Below are 22377 nucleotides of genomic sequence, written 5' to 3'. Positions count from 1 at the left end.
CCCGCCTCATCGGGACACGTGCCGGGCCGCCGCCGGCCACGGCCGGGCGCGCCGACGCCCCGGACCGAGCCCCGCCGGACACCGAACAGCGCTCGTTCCGGCCACGGGTGGCGGCCCGTCGGCGGAGTCCGCCAGCGTCGGAACGCGTACCGCCGGACCGGCCGGGCTCCGCGAGCGCCCCGCCCGAAATGCTTCTACGGTTGACGCACAGAGTGGCGCCCGCGGACAGCGACCCGTCCGTCTCCAGCGCCCCGTCACCGCATCAGGAGGCCGGCCGCCATGACCACCACATCCGAAACGCCCGTTCTGGACACCCTCGCCGCCATGACCGTCGACTCCCTGGAGCGGTGCGGACTTCCCCCGGACACGCTCATCCTCACCCGCATCGCGGCGCTCGCGGCCTCGGACGCGCCTCCCATCTCCTACCTCGCGCACATCGACCCCGCCATGAACGCCGATCTGACCATCACCGAGGTGCAGGACGTCCTGGTGGCGATCGCCCCCATCGTGGGCACGGCACGGGTCATGACGGCCGCGGGCAACATCGCCGAGGCGCTCGGCGTCGCGATCGCCGTGGCCGAGACGCGGATCGGGGCGGACTCGGAGGCCACGTCCGGGAACTGAACCGGACGGCCGGGGAAGGGTGTTGAGCCGCTACCCGGTCCAGGTGCCGTTCAGGGGCTGATCGGTCCACCGGGCCGGGCCGCCGAATTCGGGGCCGAGGTCGAGACGCGTGCCCGGCCGCGCGCCGGGCCGTCGATCATCGCGTTCGGGTGCCGACGCCGGGCACGGAGGCCGGGCGCCGAGGTGGGTTCCGGCGGCGTGCCCGGCGCCTCGTGCCGCCGACGCGTGGCACCGAAGTGTGCCACCGCACGGGGGAGTTCACCCTTCGTGCCGGGTCGCGCCGCTCTCCCCGGCTGGGCCCGGCGCCTCGGGCTCCCCGCCCTGCTGGACCGCCGCCACCAGGAGCCGGGCGGCCACCCCGATCAGCAGCAGGTTCGCCGTGATCTGCCCCGTGACCAGCAGCCGGGCCGACTGGGTGCGCGGAGTGATGTCGCCGAAGCCGACGGTGCTGAAGACCGTCATGGTGAAGTACAGGGAGTCGGTCCGTGACAGCGGCGCGCTGAAGCTGCCCGGCGCGCTGTGCTCCAGCAGGTAGAAGACCGTCGCGAACAGGAGCAGATAGAGCGGGGCGGAGAGGGCCAGAGCCTTCATGGCGCGCAGCCGGGGACGCCGGGAGCGGGTGATCTCGCGGATCTGCCAGGCCAGGAGCAGTGACACCACCGCGATGCCGCCGGTGAGCGCGAGGACCGTACCGGTGCTGAAGGACGAGTCGAGCGGGAGCAGGTAGTAGGCGGTGACGAGGACGGCGCTGGTCAGGACCGCCCGCAGCGTGGCGCGAAGCGTCTCGCGCCGCCTCGTTCTCGATTCCCGGTCCACCGTTCCGCCCTGACGCCGCCGCTCACCGCTCGCCGCCGTCATCGCGCGCCCGAGCCTGCCTGAGCACCCAACCTCCCCGGTGCCACGGGCGCCAGGCGGCAGGCGCACCACGTGGTCACCGGGATGGCCGTGCGCTCCTCGGCCCGCGTCCCGTCAGGGCGCGGCACCGGGCGTCCGGACCCGGCTCGTCCGTCAGCCCGATCGCGGGCCGTGGGGACGGGACACCCGGTTCCACACGGCGTCCCACCGGCCGACGACGCCTCGGAGTTCGCGGGCGCCGCGGGGGGACAGCGCGGCCGTCACCGTGTCCAGGAGAATCCGGGCCTCGTGAGGGTCGCCGCAGCATTCGCCGTAGAGGTCGCCCCCCTCGTGGTCCTGCCACAACAGGCGTTCGGGACGCCGGACATGGTTCTTCCAGAGGCGCAGGGCCGTGCCGACGTCTCCGGGGCACAGATACGAGCGGTCGGCTTCGAGGCGGAATATCTCGGACATGGTGCGTGCGGAGAGGCCGTCGATGTCGGGTCGGGTGCCGCGTGGCCGGTGGCGGGCGGCGCCGGTCGGGAGCTGTCCCCGCCGTCTACGCGGCATGGGCCCTTCGGTTCGTCGTCATGGCGGGCATGGTGCCATGACGACGAACCGCGGGACGAGCGAATTCTTTCGGCAGGGACTCGGGATTTCAGACGGTGTCCGGGTCGCGGTCGGTCCGGCGGCGGGCCGACGCGCGGACACGACGGTCGTCGAGTTCGACGGCGAGCGGGGTGGCGGTGAACATGGAGGAGTACGTGCCCACGGCGAGGCCGATCAGGAGGGCGAGGGCGAAGTCCGCGAGGGTGTCGCCGCCGAGGACCGCCAGCGCCGTGAGGATGAAGGCGGCGCCCATGCCGGTGTTGACCGTACGCGGGACGGTCTCCAGGAGCGCGCTGTTGGCCACGCGGGAGAACGGCGCCCCGCCGTCCCGGCGCCGCACTTCCCTGACGCGGTCGAAGACGACGACCGAGTCGTTCACGGAGTAGCCGATGACGGTCAGGAGCGCGGCGAGGAACACGCCGTCGACGGGCTTGCCGAGCCAGGCGAACACGCCGACGAGGATCACGACGTCGTGGGCCAGCGCGGCGACCGCCGCCGTTCCCAGCAGCCAGCGGAACCGGGCTGCCAGATAGAGGAGTTGGGCGGCCAGGGCGATCCCGAGGGCGATCAGGGCGCCCTGCCGCAGTTCCCTGCCGAGGCTCGGGCCGATGGCCTCGTCGCGGAGCTTGTCGGCCCGCGTGGTCAGCTCGCCGACGGTGGCGGTGATCGTGGCCGCCTGGGCGTCGGTCAACCGGTGGGTCCTGACGGTGAGCCGGTGGTCGCCGGACTCCTGGACGACGGCCCGGGGGAACCCGGCGTCGTCGAGCGCGCCGCGCAACCGGTCGGGCTCGACGACGGTGGCGGTGGCGTACTCGATCTGCCGGCCGCCGGTGAACTCGATGCCCAGGTCGAGGCCGCGCAGGACGATTCCGGAACCGGCCAGGGCGAGCGCCGCCGCGGAGAGGGCCAGCCAGCGGCGCGGGGTACGCATCAGGTCCGGGTTCCTGCGGGCCAGGTGGTCGCGGACCCGGCCGGGGTGGGCGATACCGGTGAGACGGGGGCGGCGGCGTATACCGGTGCGCGAGGCGGCGTACTCTGCGAGGACGCGGGTGACGACGAGGGCGCTGAACATGGACGCGAGAACGCCGATGCCCAGCGTGACACCGAAGCCGCGTACGGGTCCGGTGGCCAGGAAGTAGAGCAGTCCGGCGGCGATGAGGGTGGTCACGTTGGAGTCGGCGATCGCGCTGAGGGCGCCGCGGAATCCCGCCGTCAGCGACGAGCGGGGCGTGGAACCCTTTCGACCGGCGTACTCCTCGCGGGCGCGCTCGAAGACGAGCACGTTGGCGTCGACCGCCATGCCGATGGCCAGGACGAACCCGGCGAGTCCGGGCAGGGTGAGGGTGGCCCCGATGGCCGCGAGGACGGCGTACGAGATGAGGGCGTAGCAGGCCAGGCCGACGGTGGCCAGGACGCCCATGAGCCGGTAGACCACACCGATGAACAGCGCGGTCAGCGCCGTGCCGACGACCCCGGCCCAGGCACCGGCCGCGATGGCCTCCGCCCCGAGGGTGGGGCCGACCGTGCGCTGTTCGACGGTCTCCACCGGCACGGGCAGGGCGCCGCCGTTGATGAGCAGGGCCAGTTCGCGTGCTTCACCGTCGTCGAAGGAACCGGTGATCAGGGTGGAGCCTCCGCCGATCCCGGAACCGCAGGACACCGAGGGGTCGACCTGGGGCGACGAGATGACCTTGTCGTCCAGGACGATGGCGACCCGGCGGGACGGGTCTCCCGCCGGGTGGCAGGCGGCCTCACCGGTCAGCCGGGCCCATCCGTCGCGGCCGGCTCCCTTGAAATCGACGGTGACATGCCACCCGGCCCCGCCCTGCTGGTCGAAACGGGCGGCGGCCTCCTGGACGTCCTTGCCGGTCAGCGCGGCGGCTGGCAGGCGCAGGAACCGGCCCGACTCGTCGGGCAGGACCCGGTGGCCGGGCCGCTCGGGCGAGGAGGCGGGTTCCTCGTCCGGACCCGCGGCGCCGCCGAGCACCGGGTGGAAGGTGAGCTGAGCCGTGCGGCCCAGCACGGCCGCCGCCTTCTCGGGGTCCTGTACTCCGGGCAGTTCGACCACGATCCGGTCGCTGCCGGAGCGCACGATGGTGGGTTCGGCGACGCCGAGCGCGTCGATGCGACCGCGCAGCACCTCCACGGTGCGGTCCACGGCCTCCTGCCCGGAGCCGGAGCCGGAGCCGGGATCGGCGTCGGAGGGGCGGGTTTCGAGCACGATCTGGGTGCCGCCCCGCAGATCCAGTCCGAGCTGGACGGGCACCGTGAGCGCGACGTAGAGCGACAGGGCGACGGCGGCGAGGGCGAGCAGCCCTCGGATGCGCGGGGCGCGGGTCAAAGCGGTCCTCCGGCGGGCGGACGCGGCCAGGGCGTGGCGGCGGTGAACGGGATGACATCGAGCAGGGACTCGGTGCGGGTTCCGGGTGGGAACGGGCAGGCGGGAGCGGGCCCGCGCGGCGCTCGGGCCGGGGCGGGCGGGGGAGGCCTCGGGGCTCCGGCGGGGGGTGGGGGCCGGAGCCCCGAGGCGGTCCGTGGGGACGGGGGTCAGGGTTCGATGAGGCCGGCCCGGATCGCGTACCGGGTGAGTTCCAGGCGGTCGCGCAGGCCGAGCTTGTGGAGCATGTTCGCCCGGTGCCGGTGGACGGTCTTGATGCTGATGAAGAGCATCTCGGCGATCTCCTTGGAGGAGTGACCCTCGGCGACGAGTTTGAGCACCTCCTCCTCGCGGGGCGTCAGCACCCGCTCGGGCAGTTCCTCGCCGTCGTGGACGCGGTCGAGGTAGTTGCGGACGAGCGCGGTGACCGCTCCCGGGTAGAGGAACGGCTCGTCGCGCATGGCCGCCCGGCAGGCGGCCACCAGGTCGCGGTCGGCCACGGACTTCAGCACGTAGCCGCTGGCGCCCACCTTCAGCGCGCGGAAGAAGTACTGCTCGTTGTCGTGCATCGTCAGCATCAGGACACGCAGGCCCGGCTTCAGGGCGATCAGTTCGCGGGCGGCCTGAAGACCCGTCATCCGGGGCATGGCGATGTCCAGGACGACCAGGTCCACCTCGTGCTCGCGGGCCATCGCGATCGCCTCCGCGCCGTCCCCCGCCTCGGCGACGACCTCCAGGTCCGGCTCACCGTCGAGGATGAGCCGCACCCCGCGCCTTACCAGTGCGTGGTCGTCGGCGAGGAGGATCCGGATCACGGACGCGCCGGACGTGGTGGACGGGTTCATGACTGCTTCCTCGGGTCGGGCACCGTCAGCCGGATCCGCGTACCGGACGGTGCGGAGGTGATGTCGAGCGTGGCCCCGACGAGCAGGGCACGCTCACGCATCCCGCGGATACCGGCGCCCTCCGGAGCGACACCGCAGCCGCGGCCGTCGTCGGCGACGGCCAGGACGACCGCGCCGCCGGCGCGGCGCAGGCTCACCTCGACCCGCCCGGCCTCGGCGTGGCGGGCGGCGTTGGTCAGGGCCTCCTGGGCGACGCGGTACAGCACCAGCTCGGTCTGCCGGTCCAGCTCGGGCAGGCCCGCCTCGAAGGCGCGCACCACCCGCAGCCCGGTGTGGGTGGAGAACTCGGTGGCCAGCGAGGTCAGCGCGCTGACCAGGCCGAGATCCTCCAGCACCCCGGGCCGCAGGCGGCGCACCAGACGGCGCACCTCGTCCAGGCTCTCCCTGGTGATCTCCTGCGCCTGCTGGAGTTCGCCGCGCAGGGGTTCGGGCGCGTCGTCCGCCGACCGCTTCAGGGACAGCAGGACCGCGGTCATCGTCTGTCCGACCTCGTCGTGGAGCTCCTGCGAGATGCGCCGCCGCTCCGCCTCCTGCGCGATCAGGACGCGCGCGCTGCTGGCGGCCCGTTCCTGTTCCAGCCGCTCCAGCATCGCGTTGAAGGTACGGATCAGCTCGGAGATCTCACCGCGGCCGCCCTCCGGCAGCCGCTGGCCCGGGCGCAGCAGGTCGACGGTGGTCATCAGCCCGCTGAGCCGCGACACCGGCGCCAGCGCGATCCGCAGCAGGACCGCGTTGGCCACCAGCATGACCACCAGACCCCCCACGAGGATGACGGCCTCGGCCAGCACCACCGGAACGGAGACGGTCACCGGAGCCCACAGCAGCAGCGCGGTGGCGCTTCCCAGCACCAGCGCGTTCAGCGCGAAGATCCGCCAGAACAGGGACAACGGGATGACACCTTCCTCGTGTGCACGGCCTCGTCTCCACTCTCGGTGACCGCGCACCCCCGGCGGGAGCCGCGGCCGCCCGTGTCGACCGGCCTGCTCTCCAGCCTGCCTGGACCGGGCTCGATCCGTCGATGGGGTCCCGTGCCCATTTCCGCCTCCGGACCCGGACAGGTTCCCGGGACCTCCGGGTCCTCCGTACTCCCTGGTCATGCGTACCCCGGATCCTCGGGCGGCCCGCCGCGTCCGGGTGCGCACATGGGTACTGCGCCCGATGGGTTTCGCACGGCGGATCGGCCAGGGTGGAGGCATCGCACGGCCCACGGCCCGCCGGGCGGACTCCGCACCCGGGCCGTACCCCGTCGCGTACTCGCCGTACGTCACCCTCCGTGTCGCAGGAAGGACCCGCCATGTCGCTCGACACCCCCAGGACCGGATCCCGCCGCCCCGACGTCCTGACGCCGCACGAGGCCCGTCAGCGTCTCGAACACGAACGCAATTCCCGGCTGACACAGCTCCGGGCCATCGACGAGATCGACCGGGACGCGGAGGAGCAGGTGATGACGGCGCAGAAAGACATCATCGAGCGCGTCCTCAAGGAGATCGACGCCGCTTCCCGCCGGATCCAGGACGGCGGATACGGAATCTGCGAGCTCTGCGACCGGTCCATCCCGGCCGAGCGCCTGGAGATCCTGCCGTACACCCGCTTCTGCGTCCCCTGCGTGCGTGACGCGGTCTGACGGACGAAGATCCGTCCCGCGCGTCCCGTCAGGCCGCGTCCGTTTCCCGCCCTGCCCGAAGGGTGAAGTGGTGACCCATCAGATCATCGGCGAGCGCCGTACGACCCTGTCGACCGAGGACCTCGCGACGCTGCGCGAGAACCTGAACGAGCAACGCCTTTTCCGCCGGGAGCAGTTGCGGCAGATCGCCGCCGCCTCGATCGACGGCGCCACGCCGCCGCCCCGCCAGACCGCCTCCCGGATCGAGGTCCGCGTCAAGCTGGCCGTCTCCGCCCGCATGGTCCTCGCCGATGTCGAGGCGGCCCTTCGGCGCATGGACCAGGGGTGCTACGGCGCCTGCCACCTGTGCCGCGGGGCCATCGGCCCGGAGCGACTGGCCGTCGTGCCGCAGGCCCGCTACTGCGGGCGCTGCCAGCAGGTCAGGGAGGCCGGCCGGTGACCACCGCACCCGGCCCCGGACGGCACCGGCCCTGGCCCCGGTGCCGGCACTGCTGCGGCATCGCGCTGGACCTGGGCAGCTCCCGCACCCGGGCCTGGACGTCCGACCGGGGGATGATCCTCGACGTGCCGACCGTGACCTTCTCGGGAGACGGCGGCGGCGTCGCCGGTCCCGTCCGGCGTGGGGCCATCGTCGACACCCCCGGCACGGCCCGGATGCTGGACCGCCTGCTCACCCACCGCCTGCCCCGGCTCAGCCGTCCCCTGCTCATCCTCACCGCACCGGTCCTCGGCGGGATGGCCTTCCGCGCCGAGGCCCGCGTCGCGGTCGAGACCCTGCGGCCGCGCACGGTGCTGACCGTCCCGGCGGCGCGAGCCGTGGCGGCCGCCGCCGGCGCCGACCTGAGCACGCCGCTGCTCGTCGTGGACCTCGGAGCCCACGTCACCGAGGTCGTCCTCCTCACCGACGGCGGCGTCACCGACGCCCGCCGCGCCGCCCTGGGCACCAGCGACCTGGACGGCCTCACCCCGTCCACACGGATCGTCGACGCCGTCGTGGCCATGGTCACCACCATGCTGGAACAGGACCACACGACCCAGACGTTCGACGCCGTCCACCGGGGCACGCTCCTGGCGGGCGGCGGTGCCCTGCGGCCCGAGATCACCTACCGGCTCGCCGAGCACCTGCACGCCCCCGTCAGGCCCGTCCCGGCGCCCCACACCGCGGCGGTCCGAGGCGCGGCCCAGCTCCTGGCGGCCGCCCACACCCATCCGTCGGTCCTCTCCCCCTGCCCGCCGACAACGGGGTGAGGGGAAGATCGAGAAGCCGGACGGCACCTCCACGCGCCGGGCGAGCTGCGCGGGCGGGATCGCGGCGTCGGCGTGGTACATGCGCATCGTGACGGGCCCACGGGGAACGCCGCCCGGTCAACCGGACCGCTCTCCGTACGCGGCCCTGCTGGCCTCGATCTCCTCCAGGTGCTCCATCGCCCAGCCGGCGAGCGCGAGCGCCGGGGGGATGAGGCTCTGCCCCGTGGGCGTCAGCGCGTACTCGACCCGTGGCGGCACCTCCGCGTACGCCGTCCGGGACACGAGACCGTCGCGCTCCAGGTTCCGCAACGTGAGCGTCAGCATCCGCTGGGAGACGCCGGGAATCTGCCGGTGCAGATCGGTGAAGCGCAGGTGTCCCCGCTCCAGGGTCGTCACGATCAGCAGCGTCCACTTGTCGCAGATCCGGTCGAGGACGGCCCGGATCGTCCGCCCGCCGTCCCCGCGGATCATGCAGGTGTGCTCGTACCGCGACATGACAACTCCTTGTGGGTAGCGCACATCCATGTGCCTTTTGTAAGCCCCCCGGCAGTCACTCATCATGAGGCAACTCACGCCTGGTAACCATCGTGCAAGGGGTCGCTACATGGACGTCGCCTACTGGATCGTCGCAGTGCTGCTGGCGGTGTTCTACCTCTACGCCGGGGGCAAGAAGGTCCTGCAGAGCCAGGAGAGCCTCCGGCCCATGATGGGGTGGGTCGACCGCGTTCCCATGCCGCTCGTCCGACTCATCGGCTCACTGGAGGTGCTCGGCGCGGCGGGTCTGATCCTGCCGCCGCTCACCGGGATCGCGCCGTGGCTCGCCGTCGCCGCGGCGACGGGCCTCGTCCTCGTCCAGGTCGGCGGGATCATCGTCCATGTCACCCGCGGCGAGGCCCGGCTCATCGGGCTCAACGTCGTCCTGCTCCTGACCGCCGCGGCGGCCGTCGTGCTGGGCACCACCCGGCTCTGACCGGCCCGCCGCACCGCGTGGACCCGACGGGCCGCGCAACGCGAAGGGCGGGAGCCCGGCACGGTGTGCCGGGCTCCCGCCCCGGAGACCGCGACCGCTCAGGTGCGGTACGCGTAGTACGCCGCGTTGGGGTACGACGCGATGACGCTCGCCACCGACCTGTTGTAGGTGTTGGTGGAGTGGTACGACACGTAGGGCACGCCCTGGGCGCTGCGCGACGTGACGATCATGCTGTGGTCCTTGGACCCGTCCTTGTTGAAGTCCACCTGCAGGACGTCGCCGACGTCCGCCTGGTAGACGTTCGCGAGGCTGGTGACCCGCTTCGAGTCCAGGGCGAACCACGAGAACTCGTTGACGCCGATGAACGAGTCCGACTGGATGTCGGCGTTGCCGAACCACTTGTGGAAGTCGTTCGTGTAGCCGGGAACGTGCTTCCAGCCACCGGCCTTGAGGGCCTGGCTGACGAAGTTGGTGCAGTCGCCGCCGGCGCCCTCCCCGTTGAAGTCGGGGTAGGCCGTGTTGTACGTCTTCCAGTACTTGGCCGCGTACGCCGCCATCGCCTTGTAGTCGTACGTCGCGCCCGTCAGCTGCTTGGGCTTGGCGGCCGGCCTCGGCGTGGTCGCGGAACGGGTCGCCGAGGGCGGCGAGGTGCTGCCGGTCATCGGCGTCGCGACGAGCGTCGTGGCGGCGACCTGGTTGACCGCCACCCCCTCGTCGGTGTCGCTGACATCGGTCAGCTGCCAGGTGCCCTCGCGGTCGGCCTTGAACTTCAGCTCGTGGTGCGCCACGAAACCGGTCGTCTTCGGCTCGTCGCCCTTGGCCTCGTCGTACGTCAGCGTCGTCGTCTCGGTGACGACGGCGGTGGCGTGACGGCCCTTCACCTTCGTGCTGTCCAGCGACACCGTCGTGTTGGCCGCGCTGTACTTCTCGCCGAGCGACGCCAGACGGGCCTTGCGGCTCTCCAACTGGGAGAGCGCGGCCTTCTCGGTGCGCGTCTGCGTGGAGGACAGCCGCACGTCGCCGGAGAACCGGGAGGTCTTCCGCTTGCCGTCGGCGTCGTCCACCAGGGCGTCGGTACGGTCGGTGAAGACCGCGTCCGCCAGCCGCTGGAAGGTGGCCTTCGTCGACGCGTCCACCTTGGGTTCGGCGACATTCGCCGCACCAGCGGACCAGTTGGGCAGCAGAGCTGCGCCGGCGACGACCGACGCGGCCGCCGCCGTGACTATGGTCGTGCGTTGCCGCTTACGGCTCAGTTTCCTTGATTTCAATGGTGTTCCCCTCTACGCCGGTATTCGCTACCGGAGCCGCATCCTCGCACGGCGTGTGTGGCTCCTGTGAAGGGGGTTGGCAACTGCTGCGCGTTGACTGCGTTTGTGCGTTTTCCGGTCCGTTCGCGTGAGTGCCTCGGTGGAGTGCGGCCCGGGTGCCGCCTCGGCTGGGGCGCCGCTCGCGCGTCGCAGGGGATGACCTCCGTGGGGCGGCGTCCCCCTATGAGTTGGTGACCCGAGCACGTCGGTGACCTCCGCGCCTCGGCGGCCTCCGCGGGTGGGTGGCTTCCGTGAGGCGGCGGTCGGCGCGGGCGGGCGCGGTGACGGGGGCCGTCGGCGCCGTCGACGACCATGACCGGCGGCCCCCACGTACCCTGGTCACCGTGGCAGCAACCCCCTTGCACCGCGTGGCCGTGCTCGTGCTCGAGGGTGCGAAACCGCTCGATGTCGGTATCGCCGCGCAGGTGTTCACGACCCGCGCGAGCATGCCGTACGAAGTGCGGGTGTGCGGCGCGGAACCAGGTCTGGTGACCGGCGGCGACGGCCTGTCGTACCACGTCGCCCACGGCCTCGAACAGCTCGCCCGGGCCGACATGGTCTTCGTCCCCGGCTACCGGGCACCGGACCGCGAGGACCCACCGCGCGCCGTCGTCGAGGCGCTGATCGACGCCCATGACCGTGGTGCCCGCCTTGCCGCCATCTCCACGGGCGCCTTCGCGCTCGCCGCCACGGGACTGCTCGACGGCAGGCGCGCCACCACGCACTGGCACTACACGCGGGCGCTCGCGGCGAAACATCCGCTCGTCAGGGTCGACGAGAACGTCCTCTTCGTCGACGAGGGGAGCGTGCTCACCTCGGCCGGCGCAGCCTCGGGCATCGACCTGTGCCTCCACATCCTGCGCGGGGACCTCGGTGTCGCCGCGTCGAACCACGCCGCCCGGCGGCTGGTCGCGGCCCCCTACCGCAGCGGCGGCCAGGCGCAGTACGTGCCGCGCAGCGTGCCCGAACCGCTCGGCGAGCGATTCGCCGCCACCCGCGAATGGGCCCTGCACCGGCTCGGCGAGCCCCTTTCCCTCGAAGCGCTCGCCCAGCACGCGGCGGTGTCGCCGCGCACCTTCTCGCGCCGCTTCGCCGAGGACACCGGGTACACGCCGATGCAATGGGTGATGCGCGCCCGCATCGACATGGCCCGGGAACTGCTGGAGCGCTCGCAATGGAGCGTCGAGCAGATCGCCGCGGGCGTCGGCCTCGGCACCGGTGCCAATCTGCGCCTGCACTTCCACAAGATCCTCGGCACCAGCCCGAGCGAATACCGGCGGACCTTCACCCAGGGCGAGTGACCCGCGGCCCGTGCCACACGGCGTACGACGGGGTGGCGCGATCCTTGCGGACCATGGCGATCTCGCCGCTGTCACCGCCCGCGGCCGCGCGCGAACCTGGGAGGGAACCGCAGGGACACCATTCATGACGCAGGGACACGAATCATGACTCGTATCGCCATCAACGGATTCGGCCGCATCGGACGCAACGTGCTGCGTGCGCTGCTCGAACGCGACACCGACCTGGAGGTCGTCGCGGTCAACGACCTGACCGAGCCCGCCACGCTCGCGCGGCTGCTCGCCTACGACTCGACATCGGGCCGGCTCGGCCGCCCGGTGACCGTCGACGGGGACACCCTCGTCGTCGACGGCCGGCGCATCAAGGTACTCGCCGAGCGCGAACCGGGACAGCTGCCCTGGGCCGAGCTCGGGGTCGAGGTCGTGCTGGAGGCCACCGGCCGGTTCACCTCGGCCAAGGCGGCCGGCGCCCACCTCGACGCGGGTGCGAAGAAGGTCCTCGTCAGCGCGCCGGCGGAGGGCGCCGACGTGACGCTGGCGTTCGGTGTCAACAACGACGCCTACGACCCCGCCGTCCACACGATCGTCTCGAACGCGTCCTGCACGACCAACGCCCTCGCGCCCCTGGCCGCGGTGCTCGACGAACTCGCCGGGATCGAGCACGGGTTCATGACGACGGTGCACGCGTACACCCAGGAGCAGAACCTTCAGGACGGGCCGCACCGCGACGCCCGCCGCGCGCGTGCCGCCGCCGTCAACATCGTGCCGACCACGACCGGCGCGGCCAAGGCGATCGGTCTGGTGCTGCCCGGCCTCGACGGCAAGCTGTCGGGCGACTCGATCCGCGTGCCGGTTCCGGTGGGCTCGATCGTCGAGCTCAACACGACGGTGGCCCGCGACGTGACGCGCGACGAGGTCCTGGCGGCCTACCGCACCGCGGCGGAGGGACCGCTCGCCGGGGTCCTCGAGTACTCGGAGGACGCGCTCGTGTCGTCCGACATCACGGGCAACCCGGCGTCGTCGATCTTCGACTCGGCGCTCACCCGTGTCGACGGCCGCCACATCAAGGTGGTCGCCTGGTACGACAACGAGTGGGGCTTCTCCAACCGGGTGATCGACACGCTGCAGCTCCTCACCACCGGCTGACCCGACACCACGGTGGCGCCGCGCCGGTGACCGCCGGGGACAAGAAGGGGACAGGGGACCGGGGAAAGTGGCCTGTGGACGGGCGTGCGGTCGGCGTCCGTCCACAGGCCCGTGATCCGTGGGAAACCGCTCGACAGGCCCGGCCGCGACAGGCCATGATCCACACCCGTGACCACGACCGAGAATTCCCTGATCCGGGCAGCCGCCTCGAACAACGCCGGATGGTGCGCGGTGATGAGCCGATCGCACGGCTCGGCGGGCCGGTTCGGGCCGCAGACCTGGGCCTCCCCGACCCGCACCCCGCCGTACTACCCGGACGCGGTGACGCTGGTGCCGGGTGCCGACCCGGTCGCCGTGGCGGCCGGGATCGACGCGACGCCCGGAGCGTCCGTCAAGGACAGCTTCGCCGACCTCGATCTGACGGGCGCGGGCTTCCACGTCCTGTTCGAGGCGCGGTGGATCCATCGTCCGGCGGGCGCGCCCGCCACCGTCCCGGATCTCGCCTGGGACGTCGTGGACGGCCCGGAGGCACTGCGTGCCTGGGCGCTCGCCTGGGACGACGGAGACGGCGACGCGGACCTCTTCCGGCCCGAACTGCTCGACGACCCCTCCACGTTCGTGCTCGCCGGACGGTCCGCGCACGGCCGCGTCGTCGTCGGGGCGATCGCGAGCCGCAGCGACCAAGTGGTCGGCGTCTCCAACATGTTCGCGCCGGACGGCGGCCTCGACACGGCGTGGCCGGTCGTGCTGGAGGCGGCGCACCGGTTGTTCCCCGGCGTGCCGGTGGTCGGCTACGAACACGGCGAGGCCCTCGAGGCCGCCGTCCGCCACGGCTTCGAGCCCATCGGCCCACTGCGGGTCTGGCTGCGTTCCTGACCGGCGAACCGCTGGAACGGGACGGGCGCTCGCGCCGCAGGGGCCGCTCGTGCCGTCCCGGCCGGCCGGGGGCGACAGAACGCGCCGCGTCCGTCCCGGTGCGGAACCGGATGGGGGACCGGACAGGGACCGGACGGGTGCGGTGCGTGCGCGGGGGTGGGGCCGGTGGCGAGGTCCTCGGCGGAGCGGGCGGCCGAGCCGGGACACCGGGTGGCCCCTGGGCCTTCCGCCGGCCGTCGTGCGGCAGGATGGGGGGATGAGCGTAGTCAAGATCAACGTACTGACCGTGCCGGCGGAGCAGCGCGAGACGCTGGAGAAGCGCTTCGCCTCCCGTGCCCACGCCGTGGAGAACTCCGACGGGTTCGAGTGGTTCGAACTCCTCCGCCCCGTCGAAGGCACCGACAGCTACCTCGTCTACACCAGGTGGGCCGACGAGAAGTCCTTCCAGGCGTGGATGGAGGGCCCGATGAAGGCCGCCCACCAGGGCGGTGACGCGCAGGGCGCCGAGCGTCCCAAGCCGGCGGCGAGCGGATCCACGCTGTGGTCCTTCGAGGTCGTGCAACAGGCGTCGCCGAAAGCGTCGTAGACGGATCGTCACGTGAACGGCCGCCGTCCCCTGCGGGGGCGGCGGCCGTTTCGCGTTCGCGGCCGAAGAGGCGGTGCCGAGCTGTTGACGGTGCGAGGGGTTCTCAGTTTACTGACGTAGAGTGAAACAGAGTTTCCTTTATGGAAACGTCGCTCGGTGGTTCGAGGTTCGGCCGCGGGGACCGGGGCGGGCCGCCACCGCGTACGCCGACCGGTAGGACACACGAGATCGGAGCACTCATGGCGCCTTCCCCTCGCCGCCTCGCGTCCGGCGCACGACGGGCCCTGATCGGCTTTCTCGCCTGCGCGGCGCTGCTCGCCGGGTCCGGCGGTCTGACCCGCGCCGACGCCGCGGACAGCCCGACCGTCTATCCGACGGCGGACTACTCCACCGCCGTCGGCCAGGACCCGGCGGACGTCTACTACCCCTCGGCCACCACCCAACGGCTTCCCGTGGCCCTGCTGTTGCAGGGTGCGAACGTCGACAAGTCGGCGTACGAGGGGTTCGCGCGTACGGTGGCCGCCTTCGGTTTCGTCGTGGTCGTGCCCAACCACACGAGGGCCGTGTACGGGGTGCCCGGACTGTGGGCCTCCTCCGATCAGGGGCTCGCGGCCGTCGCCTGGGCCGCCGCCGAGAACGCCCGCACCGGCAGTCCCCTGGCGGGGCGCGTCGACGCCGGAACCCTGGTCCTGCTCGGCCACTCCTTCGGCGGTGCGGCGGGGCTCGCCACCGTGCGGGGGCAGTGCGCCCCGCCGTTCTGCTTCGGGCCGCCGACGGAAACGGTCAGGCCCGCCCAGCTCAAGGCGGCCGCGTTCTTCGGCACCAACAACGCGCCCCCGGGCGGCGGAACGGTCCCGCCGGTCGACAACACGGGAGTGGCCCTGGCCCTGGTGCAGGGAGCCGCGGACGGCGTCGCCCCGCCGGCCGCCGCCCGGGCCACCTACGACGTCCTCACCGCCGCGCCCAAGGCCCTCGTCACGGTCGCGGGAGCCAATCACTACGGCGTCACCGACCTGCAGAACCCGCCCGGGGCCCTGCCCGACCCCTCGTCCCAGACCCTGGCCCAGGTCGACACCATCCGCACCTCCGCCCGGTGGTCGGCGCTCTTCCTCAGGGCGAGCCTGGGTGACGCGCTCGCGGCCTCCTACGTACGGCAGTGGGGTGACGCCGTCGACGACGGGGTGAGTGTCCAGCAGGTGTACTGACCCGCCGGCCCGGTTCGTGCCCGGTTCGTGCCGGACTGCGGGGCCTCAGCGGCCGGCGGCCCGCCGTCGGAGCCGGGCGGCGCCCCTGCGCCGTTCCTTGCGCAGTTCCCGGAGATAGGCCTGCGCGTCGACCTGGACGGTGTGCCGGGTCGACGCGACGTAGCGGCGGGTGAGCCGCGCGCGATACGACGCCGTCTCCTGGCGCATCCGCTCCGGTCCGGGCAGCGCGCACCGGCCCTCCAGCAGATCCGCCACCCAGTGTGCCTGCGCCTCCGCGAGCGGCATGATCGCGCCGAGGGGCTGGACGAGCCCGATGAAATAGAGGCCGGGACGGTCGGGCGGGACGACCCGGTGGTAGAGGTCGATGTCGTTGCCTGCCGGGTCGATCACCTCGTCCTTGAGGAAGGGGAACGCGATGTCGTAGCCCGTGCAGTGGACGATCGCGTCGAACTCCTCCGTGCTCCCGTCCTCGAACGTCACCCGGTCCCCCGCCAGCCGTACGGGAGCGGGCTTCACGGCGATGTCGCCGTGGCCGAGGCGGGACAGCAGGTCGTCGGAGATGGTGGGATGGGCGCTCAGGACCCCGTGCCGGGGCGTGGGCAGTCCGTAGTCCTCGAGCCGGCCCCGGCTGAGCCGCAGCAGGAGCCGCAGGCCCAGAGCCTGGAGGGGCAGCGGTGCCCTCGCCAGCCAGGAGCCGGTGAGATGGTCGGTGGGGACGCCGAACAGGTACTTGGGCAGGATGTGCGCGCCGCGCCGCATGGAGAGCACCGTGCGCCGGGACACCCGCGAGGTCTCCACGGCGATGTCGCACGCCGAGTTGCCGATGCCGAGGACGAGGACGCGCCGGTCGGCGAAGGGCTCCGGAGTCCGGTAGTCGTGCGAGTGCGTCTGCGCGCCGGTGAACTCCTCGGCCCCCGGCAGCGGCGGGTGCGGCGGACGGGCCTTCCAGTGATGGCCGTTGGCGACCAGGACGGCCCCGTAGGTGCGCTCCGTCTCATCGCCCGAGTCGCGCCGCCGGGTCGTGACGCTCCACAGCCCGCCGGGAACCGGTTCCACCCGCACCACTTCGGTACGGAAGGAGATCGACGGCCGCAGCCCGAAATGGTCCACGAAGCGGTCGAAGTACCGGGCGATGTGGAAGTGGCTGGGGTAGACCGGACAGTCCTGCGGCATGGGAAAGCTCGCGTACTCCATGATCTGGCGCGAGGTGTTGATGTGCAGCGAGCGGTAGGCGGACGACATCCCGTTGTCGTTCAGGTAACGCCAGTTGCCGCCGACGTCGGATCCGGTCTCGTAGCAGTCGTACGGGATGCCGCGCGCCGCGAGCACCTGGCAGGCGGCGATCCCGGACGAGCCCGCCCCGATCACACACACCCTCTCCATGTCCGCCCCTTCCTGTGACCACCCGGTCACATGACCGGGTGGTCACAGGCTGCTGCCGGATGCGGGACTCTGTCAATGCCCCTGACGTGAGTGGGAGTTCAGGCGTTCAGAAGTGAACAACCCCGCTCGTCCGCCTCGTTGACAGGGTGCGTCCCCCGCACCGACCATGACCGGGCGGTCACATGACCGCCCGGTCATCCGCAGGAGCGCTCATGCCCACATCCACCTGGACCCGACTGTCACCGGTGCGCCGCGAACGGGTCCTGGTCGCCGCGATGGACGAGTTCGGCACCCACGGCTACTCCACCGGAAGCCTCAACGTCATCGCCCGCGAGGCCGGCGTGGCCAAGGGATCGCTGTTCCAGTACTTCGAGGGCAAGCTCGACCTGTTCGCCTACGTGGCCGAGCAGACCTCCCTGCGCGTCTACGCCGCCATGCGGCCCTGGCTCGACGGGTACGACGGCTCCACGGAGTTCCCCCGGTACCTCACGGACGCCCTGGAAGCCTGGCTCGACTACTTCGCGTGCCATCCGCTGGAGCGCGGGGTCACCGCCGCCACCAACATGGAACTCGACCCCGCCGTCCGCAACGCCGTACGCGTGCCGGTGCAGGACATCTACCTGGCCGGGCTGCGCCCGCTGGTCGAGCGGGCGGTCGGGACCGGCGACCTGCGCAAGGGTGCCGACGTCGACGCCCTGCTCTCGCTGCTGCTCGTGCTCCTGCCGCACCTCGCGCTGGTGGCACACACGCCGGGCCTCGAAGGACCGGTGCGACTGGTCGGCGAACACCCGGAGATCCGCCGGGCGAACATCACGCGTCTGGTCGGTCCCCTCCTCGCCGACTTCGTGCCGAAGGAGTCCTGATGGACGCGCCCGACTACGACGTACTCGTCATCGGCTCCGGATTCGGCGGCAGCGTCACCGCTCTGCGCCTCACGGAGAAGGGGTACCGCGTCGGTGTCCTGGAGGCCGGCCGCCGCTTCGCCGACACCGACCTCCCGCGTACGTCCTGGCGCGTGCGCGACTACCTCTTCGCCCCGCGCCTCGGCTGCACGGGCATCCTGCGCATGACCCTGCTCGGCGACGTGCTGGTCCTCACGGGCGCGGGCGTCGGAGGAGGCTCCCTCGGATACGCCAACACGCTCTACGAGCCGCCCGCCACCTTCTACGAGGGCTCGCCCTGGGCGGCGATCACCGACTGGCGGAGCGAACTCGCGCCCTACTACGCGCAGGCCCGCCGCATGCTCGGCGTCACCCCCAACCCCCTGCTCACCGACGCCGACCGGCTCCTGCGGGACACCGCAGGAGATCTCGGCTGCGCCGACACCTTCAGGACCGTGCCGGTCGGCGTGCACTTCGGGCCACCCGGCACCGAACCCGGCGCCCGCGTGGCGGACCCGTACTTCGGCGGGGCAGGACCCGACCGCAACGCCTGTCTGCACTGCGGCGCCTGCATGACGGGCTGCCGGCACAACGCGAAGAACACCTTGCCGAAGAACTACCTGGGCCTGGCCGAACGCGCCGGTGCCCACGTGCTGGCGCTGCGGACCGTCACCGACGTCACCCCGGACGGAGACGGCTGGGCCGTCACCTCGGTCCGCACCGGTGGCGGGCCGCGCCGAGGAGAACGGACACTGACCGCCCGGCACGTCGTCTTCGCGGCGGGGGCCCTCGGCACCCAACGGCTGCTGCACCGGCTGAGGGAGAGCGGCTCCCTGCCGCGGGTGTCGCCCCGGCTCGGACAGCTGACCCGCACCAACTCCGAGGCCATCCTCGGTGTCCGGTCCCGGGACCGGAACGCGGACTACAGCCGGGGAGTCGCCATCACCTCCTCCGTGCACCTGGACGCGGACACCCATGTCGAAGCCGTCCGCTACGGCCGGGGAAGCAATCTGCTCGCCCTGCTCGGCGCGATGCTCGTCGACCCCGTCCCCGGCCGCCCCCGGCTGCTCGCGGGACTGGCCGCGATGGCACGCAACCTGCGCCGGCTGCCCGGTCTGCACAACCCGCGCCGCTGGTCCGAGCAGACCGTCGTCCTGCTGGTCATGCAGTCCCTCGACAACTCGGTGACGACGTACCTCCGCCGCACCCTCACCGGCCGGCGGCGGCTGACCAGCCGGCCCGGGGAGGGCGCTCCCAGCCCGACCTGGATCCCGGCGGGGCACCGCGCGGCCCGCCGGGCGGCCGAACGCGTCGGCGGACAGGCCTGCGGCACCTGGGGCGATCTGTTCGACGTCCCCACCACCGGGCACCTCATCGGCGGGTGCACCGTCGGCGAGGACCCGGAGACCGGGGTCGTCGACCCCTACCACCGGCTGCACGGGTACCCGGGTCTGCACGTCGTCGACGGTTCCACGATCTCGGCGAACCTCGGTGTGAACCCCTCCCTCACCATCACCGCCCTGGCCGAGCGGGCCGTCGCCCTGTGGCCCAACCACGGGGAGGACGACGTCCGGCCCGAACCCGGCCTGCCCTACCGCGGGGTGCGGCCGGTCCCCCCGAGGAACCCCGCCGTGCCCGCGCACGCACCGGCGGCGCTGCGGCTCGCACCCCCCACCGGAAAGGACCCCCTGTGACGCCCTACCCCGAGGAACCCTGGCACCTGGCCGGCCAGATGTACCTGTCGCTGTGGCTGGTGCCGGCCCGCGAACTGCCCCGGGTGGCGGACGGCACCCGGCCGGTCACCGTCGCCGGACGCGGTGTGGCCGGCGCCGCCTGGGTCGTCTACGAGAACGACAGCGTCCTGCACTACAGCGAACTGCTCAGGGCCGTCCTCGTACGGGACGGCCACCGCCCGCGTGTCTGCATCACCGACATCTGGGTGGACAGCGCCGCGTCGATGACGGGGGGCCGCGAACTGTGGGGCATCCCCAAGGAGATGGCGGACTTCGACATCGACCGGACCGACGGGGTGCGGGCGGGCGCGGCGACGGAGAAGGACGTCCTGACCACCGCCGCCTTCGCGCCCGGCCGCCGGATACCGGGGCGCTGGCCGCTCAGCTACCGCGTCGCCCAGACCCTCGACGGCGCGCTGAAGACGAGCCGTGTCCGCTCGCGGTCCACCGTGCGCACGGCACGGGCGAGCTGGACCGCCCACGAGAGCGGCCCGTTGCGGGAGTTGAGCCGCCGGCCGCCTCTTCTCAGCCTGGCCCTGGAGGACTTCACCCTGCGGTTCGGGGACGGCGCTCCCACGGCCGTCACCCCGTCGGCCGCACAGGACCGGGACCGCGGTCCCGGCCGGTGAGAGGTCCCTTCCCGGATCGCGGACGGCGAGGCCGCTTCGGCGGTGATGTCCGAGCAAGGGCGTGTGACCCATGGGGAAACCCTGAGGCGTGAGGGAAGGGAGCGTGCGATGGTCTCGACCGCGCTGGTGGCGACCGGAGTTGTCCAACTGCTGCTCGCCTGGGCCGCGTCACGGAGGCGAGGCGGCCCGGGGCGCTGGATCGCCGTCCTCGGCGTCGCCCTGGCGTACGACTCGCTGGTCGTGGCCACAGGGGCGGCCGTGGGGGAGGGCGCGGTTCTGGAGGCCCTCAACACGGGCCGGTTCCTGGTGCACGCCGTCCTGACCCCACTGGCCGTCGTGTGCGGGGCGCTGCTGCTCGGACCGGACCGGCGTACGGCGCGGTGGGCCTGGGGGGTCGCCGGAGCGCTCTCGGTGCTCGGGGTTCTCACCACCCTGCCCGGCCTCGAACTGGAGCCCCGCACCTGGGCGGACACCCTGCGCTACACCGACGCCGGCGACGCGGGGGCTCCCGTCGCCGCGGTCCTCGCGATCCTGGCGCTGCTGGTGATCGGTCTGGTGACATGGAGACGTCATGGGGTGCCGTGGGTCGCCCTGGGCGCCCTCGCCGTCTTCGTCGCCTCCGCGCTCGCGTTCAGGGTGCCGCCCCTGGGCAACCTCGGTGAAGCGCTCATGCTGGCCGGCCTGCTGGCCGCCCGGCGCGACCGGCGCCTCGACGTGAACGGGACTCCCGCGCCCGCGCCGGCCGCGCGCTGAGCCGCCGGGCCGCCCCGGGTGGCGGTCGGGCCGGCGGAGTCGTGCCGCAGCGGTACGCGCGGTTCCGCGGCAGACGGGTGCCCCCGCCCGGAGGGCGGGGGCACCGTGTGACGCCCGCAGGCTGCTCAGCAGGCGTTGGTCAGGAAGGAGGAGATGGCGCTGCCGGAATATCCGCAGGTGAACGGGGTGAAGCGGGTGTCGTTGTTCAGGTAACGCTTGAACCAGGACACCATCACCCGGGAGGTGGTGGTGTTGGACGCCGCGGGCGCGCCGTGCGAGGCCCTGGACATCTCGACGTACTCCTTCTGCCCGGCGAGCGTGTTGTAGAAGGGGATCGCGTGGCTGCTCGGCGCTGCGACGGTGTCCGACTGGCCGCCGACGATGGCCACCGGCTCGCTGACGTTGTTCCAGGTCTTGTCACTGTCCCAGGGGGCCAGCGGCACAGCGGCCTTGACCAGGCCGGTGGTGTCCGCCGCCAGCGCCTCCAGGCTCCCGCCGCCACCCATCGAGTGACCCATCACCCCGCGCCGGGTGCCGTCGGCCCGCGAGCGGACCGCGGTCGGCGCGGAGTTCACCGCCCAGTTCAGCGCGGCCAGCAACTGGGTTCCCCGGCTGGCGGGCTGGTCGTAGACGGAGTTGGTGTCGATGCCGACGACCACGAATCCCCAGGACGCCAGTCGGGGGCCGAGCCAGCTGATGCTGGACCAGGAGGCGGTGAAACCGGGGGAGACGGCGACGACCGGGTAGGTGCCGGCCGTGGAGGGGTAGTAGACCTGGCCCCCGCCGAAGCCGCTCTGGCCGGTGACGGCGGCGCTGGTGACAGTGAAGCTGCCGCTGCCGGTGATGTTGGAACTGGTGGGGGCCTGGCCGATCTCGTCGGCCGTCGCCGTTCCGGAGGAGCCGAACATCAGACCTGTCGCGAGGCCGAGCGACAGCGTCAGCGTCGTCAGCGCGCGCATCAGGCGGGAACGCCCGGCCCGGGCGGGCGCTTGCGGGGCGGGGGGTGTGGGGGAGGTCTGCCGATTCACAGCTCGTCACGTCCTTGGTGGAGGTGCGGGGGATGTGGGGGATCCGGAGCCTGGCGGCGGTGCTTGGCAGTGCTTGCCGGTACTTCCGGTGACTGCTGGGACTGTTCGCGCGGTGCCGTGTCCCGTCACTGTCGTCGTCGCGGCTCTTCGTCGCGGTTCGGTGACGGGGTGGTTGGCGGGTGGGGTGACGGTACGTCGGGAGGCGCGTGGGGCAGGTGTGGCGCCTGCCTTCACCGTGCCATTGTGGGACCGGGCGGGCCGGCTGGCATCGGCGAAATCACCGGTGTCCGGCGGACGGCCGTGTACGCCGGACGGCCGCGAACGACCTGATAAAGCGCCATATCCCTCTGAAGTGATGAAC

Annotated in this window: 23 protein-coding genes; 14 read left to right on the top strand and 9 right to left on the bottom strand. The window is 72.5% G+C overall.

The features are described 5' to 3' along the window. The first annotated feature begins 279 nt into the window (after window positions 1-279). Window positions 280-624 carry a carboxymuconolactone decarboxylase family protein gene (locus ACFYW7_RS07530; RefSeq protein ID WP_389499056.1) on the top strand — a complete coding sequence of 115 codons (345 nt, stop codon included), beginning with the start codon at window positions 280-282 and terminating at the stop codon, window positions 622-624. A 258-nt stretch (window positions 625-882) separates the two neighbouring features. Here ACFYW7_RS07530 and ACFYW7_RS07525 read toward each other — a convergent pair whose 3' ends face one another. From ACFYW7_RS07525 to ACFYW7_RS07505, 5 genes are all read right to left on the bottom strand, one after another. Beyond that, window positions 883-1482 (bottom strand): potassium channel family protein, encoded by a 600-nt coding sequence (locus ACFYW7_RS07525; protein WP_389499054.1) that lies wholly within the window; start codon window positions 1480-1482, stop codon window positions 883-885. 150 nt (window positions 1483-1632) lie between these two features. Then, on the bottom strand, window positions 1633-1932 hold the full coding sequence (locus tag ACFYW7_RS07520) for a hypothetical protein (RefSeq protein ID WP_389499052.1): 300 nt from the start codon (window positions 1930-1932) through the stop codon (window positions 1633-1635). A 184-nt stretch (window positions 1933-2116) separates the two neighbouring features. Beyond that, window positions 2117-4408 carry a protein translocase subunit SecD gene (secD, locus tag ACFYW7_RS07515; RefSeq protein ID WP_389499050.1) on the bottom strand — a complete coding sequence of 764 codons (2292 nt, stop codon included), beginning with the start codon at window positions 4406-4408 and terminating at the stop codon, window positions 2117-2119. Between the two features lie 206 nt (window positions 4409-4614). Beyond that, entirely contained in the window at window positions 4615-5289 is a 675-nt protein-coding gene (locus ACFYW7_RS07510; protein WP_389499048.1) for a response regulator, read from the bottom strand. After that, window positions 5286-6236, bottom strand: coding sequence for a HAMP domain-containing sensor histidine kinase (locus tag ACFYW7_RS07505; protein ID WP_389499046.1), 951 nt, complete (start codon window positions 6234-6236; stop codon window positions 5286-5288). The genes ACFYW7_RS07510 and ACFYW7_RS07505 overlap by 4 nt, the downstream gene beginning before the upstream one ends. A gap of 407 nt (window positions 6237-6643) precedes the next feature. Between ACFYW7_RS07505 and ACFYW7_RS07500 the strand changes: the two genes are divergently transcribed. The 3 genes from ACFYW7_RS07500 (at window position 6644) to ACFYW7_RS07490 (ending at window position 8221) form a co-directional block, all read left to right on the top strand. Beyond that, window positions 6644-6973, top strand: coding sequence for a TraR/DksA family transcriptional regulator (locus ACFYW7_RS07500; protein ID WP_389499044.1), 330 nt, complete (start codon window positions 6644-6646; stop codon window positions 6971-6973). Between the two features lie 67 nt (window positions 6974-7040). Continuing rightward, window positions 7041-7412 (top strand): TraR/DksA family transcriptional regulator, encoded by a 372-nt coding sequence (locus tag ACFYW7_RS07495; protein ID WP_389499042.1) that lies wholly within the window; start codon window positions 7041-7043, stop codon window positions 7410-7412. Continuing rightward, window positions 7409-8221, top strand: coding sequence for a rod shape-determining protein (locus tag ACFYW7_RS07490; protein ID WP_389499040.1), 813 nt, complete (start codon window positions 7409-7411; stop codon window positions 8219-8221). The genes ACFYW7_RS07495 and ACFYW7_RS07490 overlap by 4 nt, the downstream gene beginning before the upstream one ends. Window positions 8222-8338: 117 nt before the next feature. Here the strand turns inward: ACFYW7_RS07490 and ACFYW7_RS07485 are convergent, their stop codons facing one another. Beyond that, entirely contained in the window at window positions 8339-8716 is a 378-nt protein-coding gene (locus ACFYW7_RS07485) for a winged helix-turn-helix transcriptional regulator (protein ID WP_389499038.1), read from the bottom strand. Between the two features lie 109 nt (window positions 8717-8825). Between ACFYW7_RS07485 and ACFYW7_RS07480 the strand changes: the two genes are divergently transcribed. Then, the gene (locus ACFYW7_RS07480; protein WP_389499036.1) at window positions 8826-9191 is read left to right on the top strand and encodes a DoxX family protein; all 366 of its coding nucleotides are present in this window, start codon (window positions 8826-8828) and stop codon (window positions 9189-9191) included. Between the two features lie 98 nt (window positions 9192-9289). Here ACFYW7_RS07480 and ACFYW7_RS07475 read toward each other — a convergent pair whose 3' ends face one another. Continuing rightward, window positions 9290-10459 carry an amidase domain-containing protein gene (locus ACFYW7_RS07475; RefSeq protein ID WP_389499034.1) on the bottom strand — a complete coding sequence of 390 codons (1170 nt, stop codon included), beginning with the start codon at window positions 10457-10459 and terminating at the stop codon, window positions 9290-9292. 383 nt (window positions 10460-10842) lie between these two features. Between ACFYW7_RS07475 and ACFYW7_RS07470 the strand changes: the two genes are divergently transcribed. From ACFYW7_RS07470 to ACFYW7_RS07450, 5 genes are all read left to right on the top strand, one after another. Then, window positions 10843-11799, top strand: a complete 957-nt coding sequence (locus ACFYW7_RS07470; RefSeq protein WP_389499031.1) for a GlxA family transcriptional regulator — start codon at window positions 10843-10845, stop codon at window positions 11797-11799. Window positions 11800-11943: 144 nt separating this feature from the next. Further along, window positions 11944-12942, top strand: coding sequence for a type I glyceraldehyde-3-phosphate dehydrogenase (gene gap, locus ACFYW7_RS07465; RefSeq protein WP_389499028.1), 999 nt, complete (start codon window positions 11944-11946; stop codon window positions 12940-12942). 168 nt (window positions 12943-13110) lie between these two features. Continuing rightward, complete coding sequence (locus tag ACFYW7_RS07460; RefSeq protein ID WP_389499026.1) at window positions 13111-13818, top strand: hypothetical protein; 708 nt, start codon at window positions 13111-13113, stop codon at window positions 13816-13818. Between the two features lie 256 nt (window positions 13819-14074). Next, window positions 14075-14404, top strand: coding sequence for an antibiotic biosynthesis monooxygenase family protein (locus tag ACFYW7_RS07455; protein ID WP_389499024.1), 330 nt, complete (start codon window positions 14075-14077; stop codon window positions 14402-14404). A 239-nt stretch (window positions 14405-14643) separates the two neighbouring features. Further along, window positions 14644-15609, top strand: coding sequence for a hypothetical protein (locus tag ACFYW7_RS07450; RefSeq protein ID WP_389499022.1), 966 nt, complete (start codon window positions 14644-14646; stop codon window positions 15607-15609). Between the two features lie 45 nt (window positions 15610-15654). Here the strand turns inward: ACFYW7_RS07450 and ACFYW7_RS07445 are convergent, their stop codons facing one another. After that, window positions 15655-16992, bottom strand: a complete 1338-nt coding sequence (locus ACFYW7_RS07445; RefSeq protein ID WP_389499019.1) for a flavin-containing monooxygenase — start codon at window positions 16990-16992, stop codon at window positions 15655-15657. 212 nt (window positions 16993-17204) lie between these two features. Here ACFYW7_RS07445 and ACFYW7_RS07440 point away from each other — a divergent pair, with 212 nt between their 5' ends. The 4 genes from ACFYW7_RS07440 to ACFYW7_RS07425 all read left to right on the top strand — a co-directional run bounded on the left by ACFYW7_RS07440 (window position 17205) and on the right by ACFYW7_RS07425 (window position 20988). After that, window positions 17205-17855 carry a TetR/AcrR family transcriptional regulator gene (locus ACFYW7_RS07440; protein WP_389499016.1) on the top strand — a complete coding sequence of 217 codons (651 nt, stop codon included), beginning with the start codon at window positions 17205-17207 and terminating at the stop codon, window positions 17853-17855. After that, window positions 17855-19567, top strand: a complete 1713-nt coding sequence (locus tag ACFYW7_RS07435; protein WP_389499014.1) for a GMC oxidoreductase — start codon at window positions 17855-17857, stop codon at window positions 19565-19567. The genes ACFYW7_RS07440 and ACFYW7_RS07435 overlap by 1 nt, the downstream gene beginning before the upstream one ends. After that, window positions 19564-20235, top strand: a complete 672-nt coding sequence (locus ACFYW7_RS07430) for an acetoacetate decarboxylase family protein (RefSeq protein WP_389499012.1) — start codon at window positions 19564-19566, stop codon at window positions 20233-20235. The genes ACFYW7_RS07435 and ACFYW7_RS07430 overlap by 4 nt, the downstream gene beginning before the upstream one ends. 108 nt (window positions 20236-20343) lie before the next feature. Next, window positions 20344-20988 (top strand): hypothetical protein, encoded by a 645-nt coding sequence (locus ACFYW7_RS07425; protein ID WP_389499010.1) that lies wholly within the window; start codon window positions 20344-20346, stop codon window positions 20986-20988. A gap of 125 nt (window positions 20989-21113) precedes the next feature. On the opposite strand, the gene ACFYW7_RS07420 is transcribed toward ACFYW7_RS07425, so the two are convergent. Next, a complete protein-coding gene (locus ACFYW7_RS07420) occupies window positions 21114-22016 on the bottom strand; it encodes an alpha/beta hydrolase (protein WP_389499008.1) in 903 nt (300 codons plus the stop codon). Window positions 22017-22377 lie beyond the last annotated feature (361 nt).

The sequence above is a fragment of the Streptomyces sp. NPDC002580 genome (assembly GCF_042889485.1).
In the GTDB taxonomy this organism is placed as follows: Bacteria; Actinomycetota; Actinomycetes; order Streptomycetales; family Streptomycetaceae; genus Streptomyces.
Note: the sequence above shows the minus strand (reverse complement) of the source record. Positions and strands in the feature narration are given on the sequence as shown.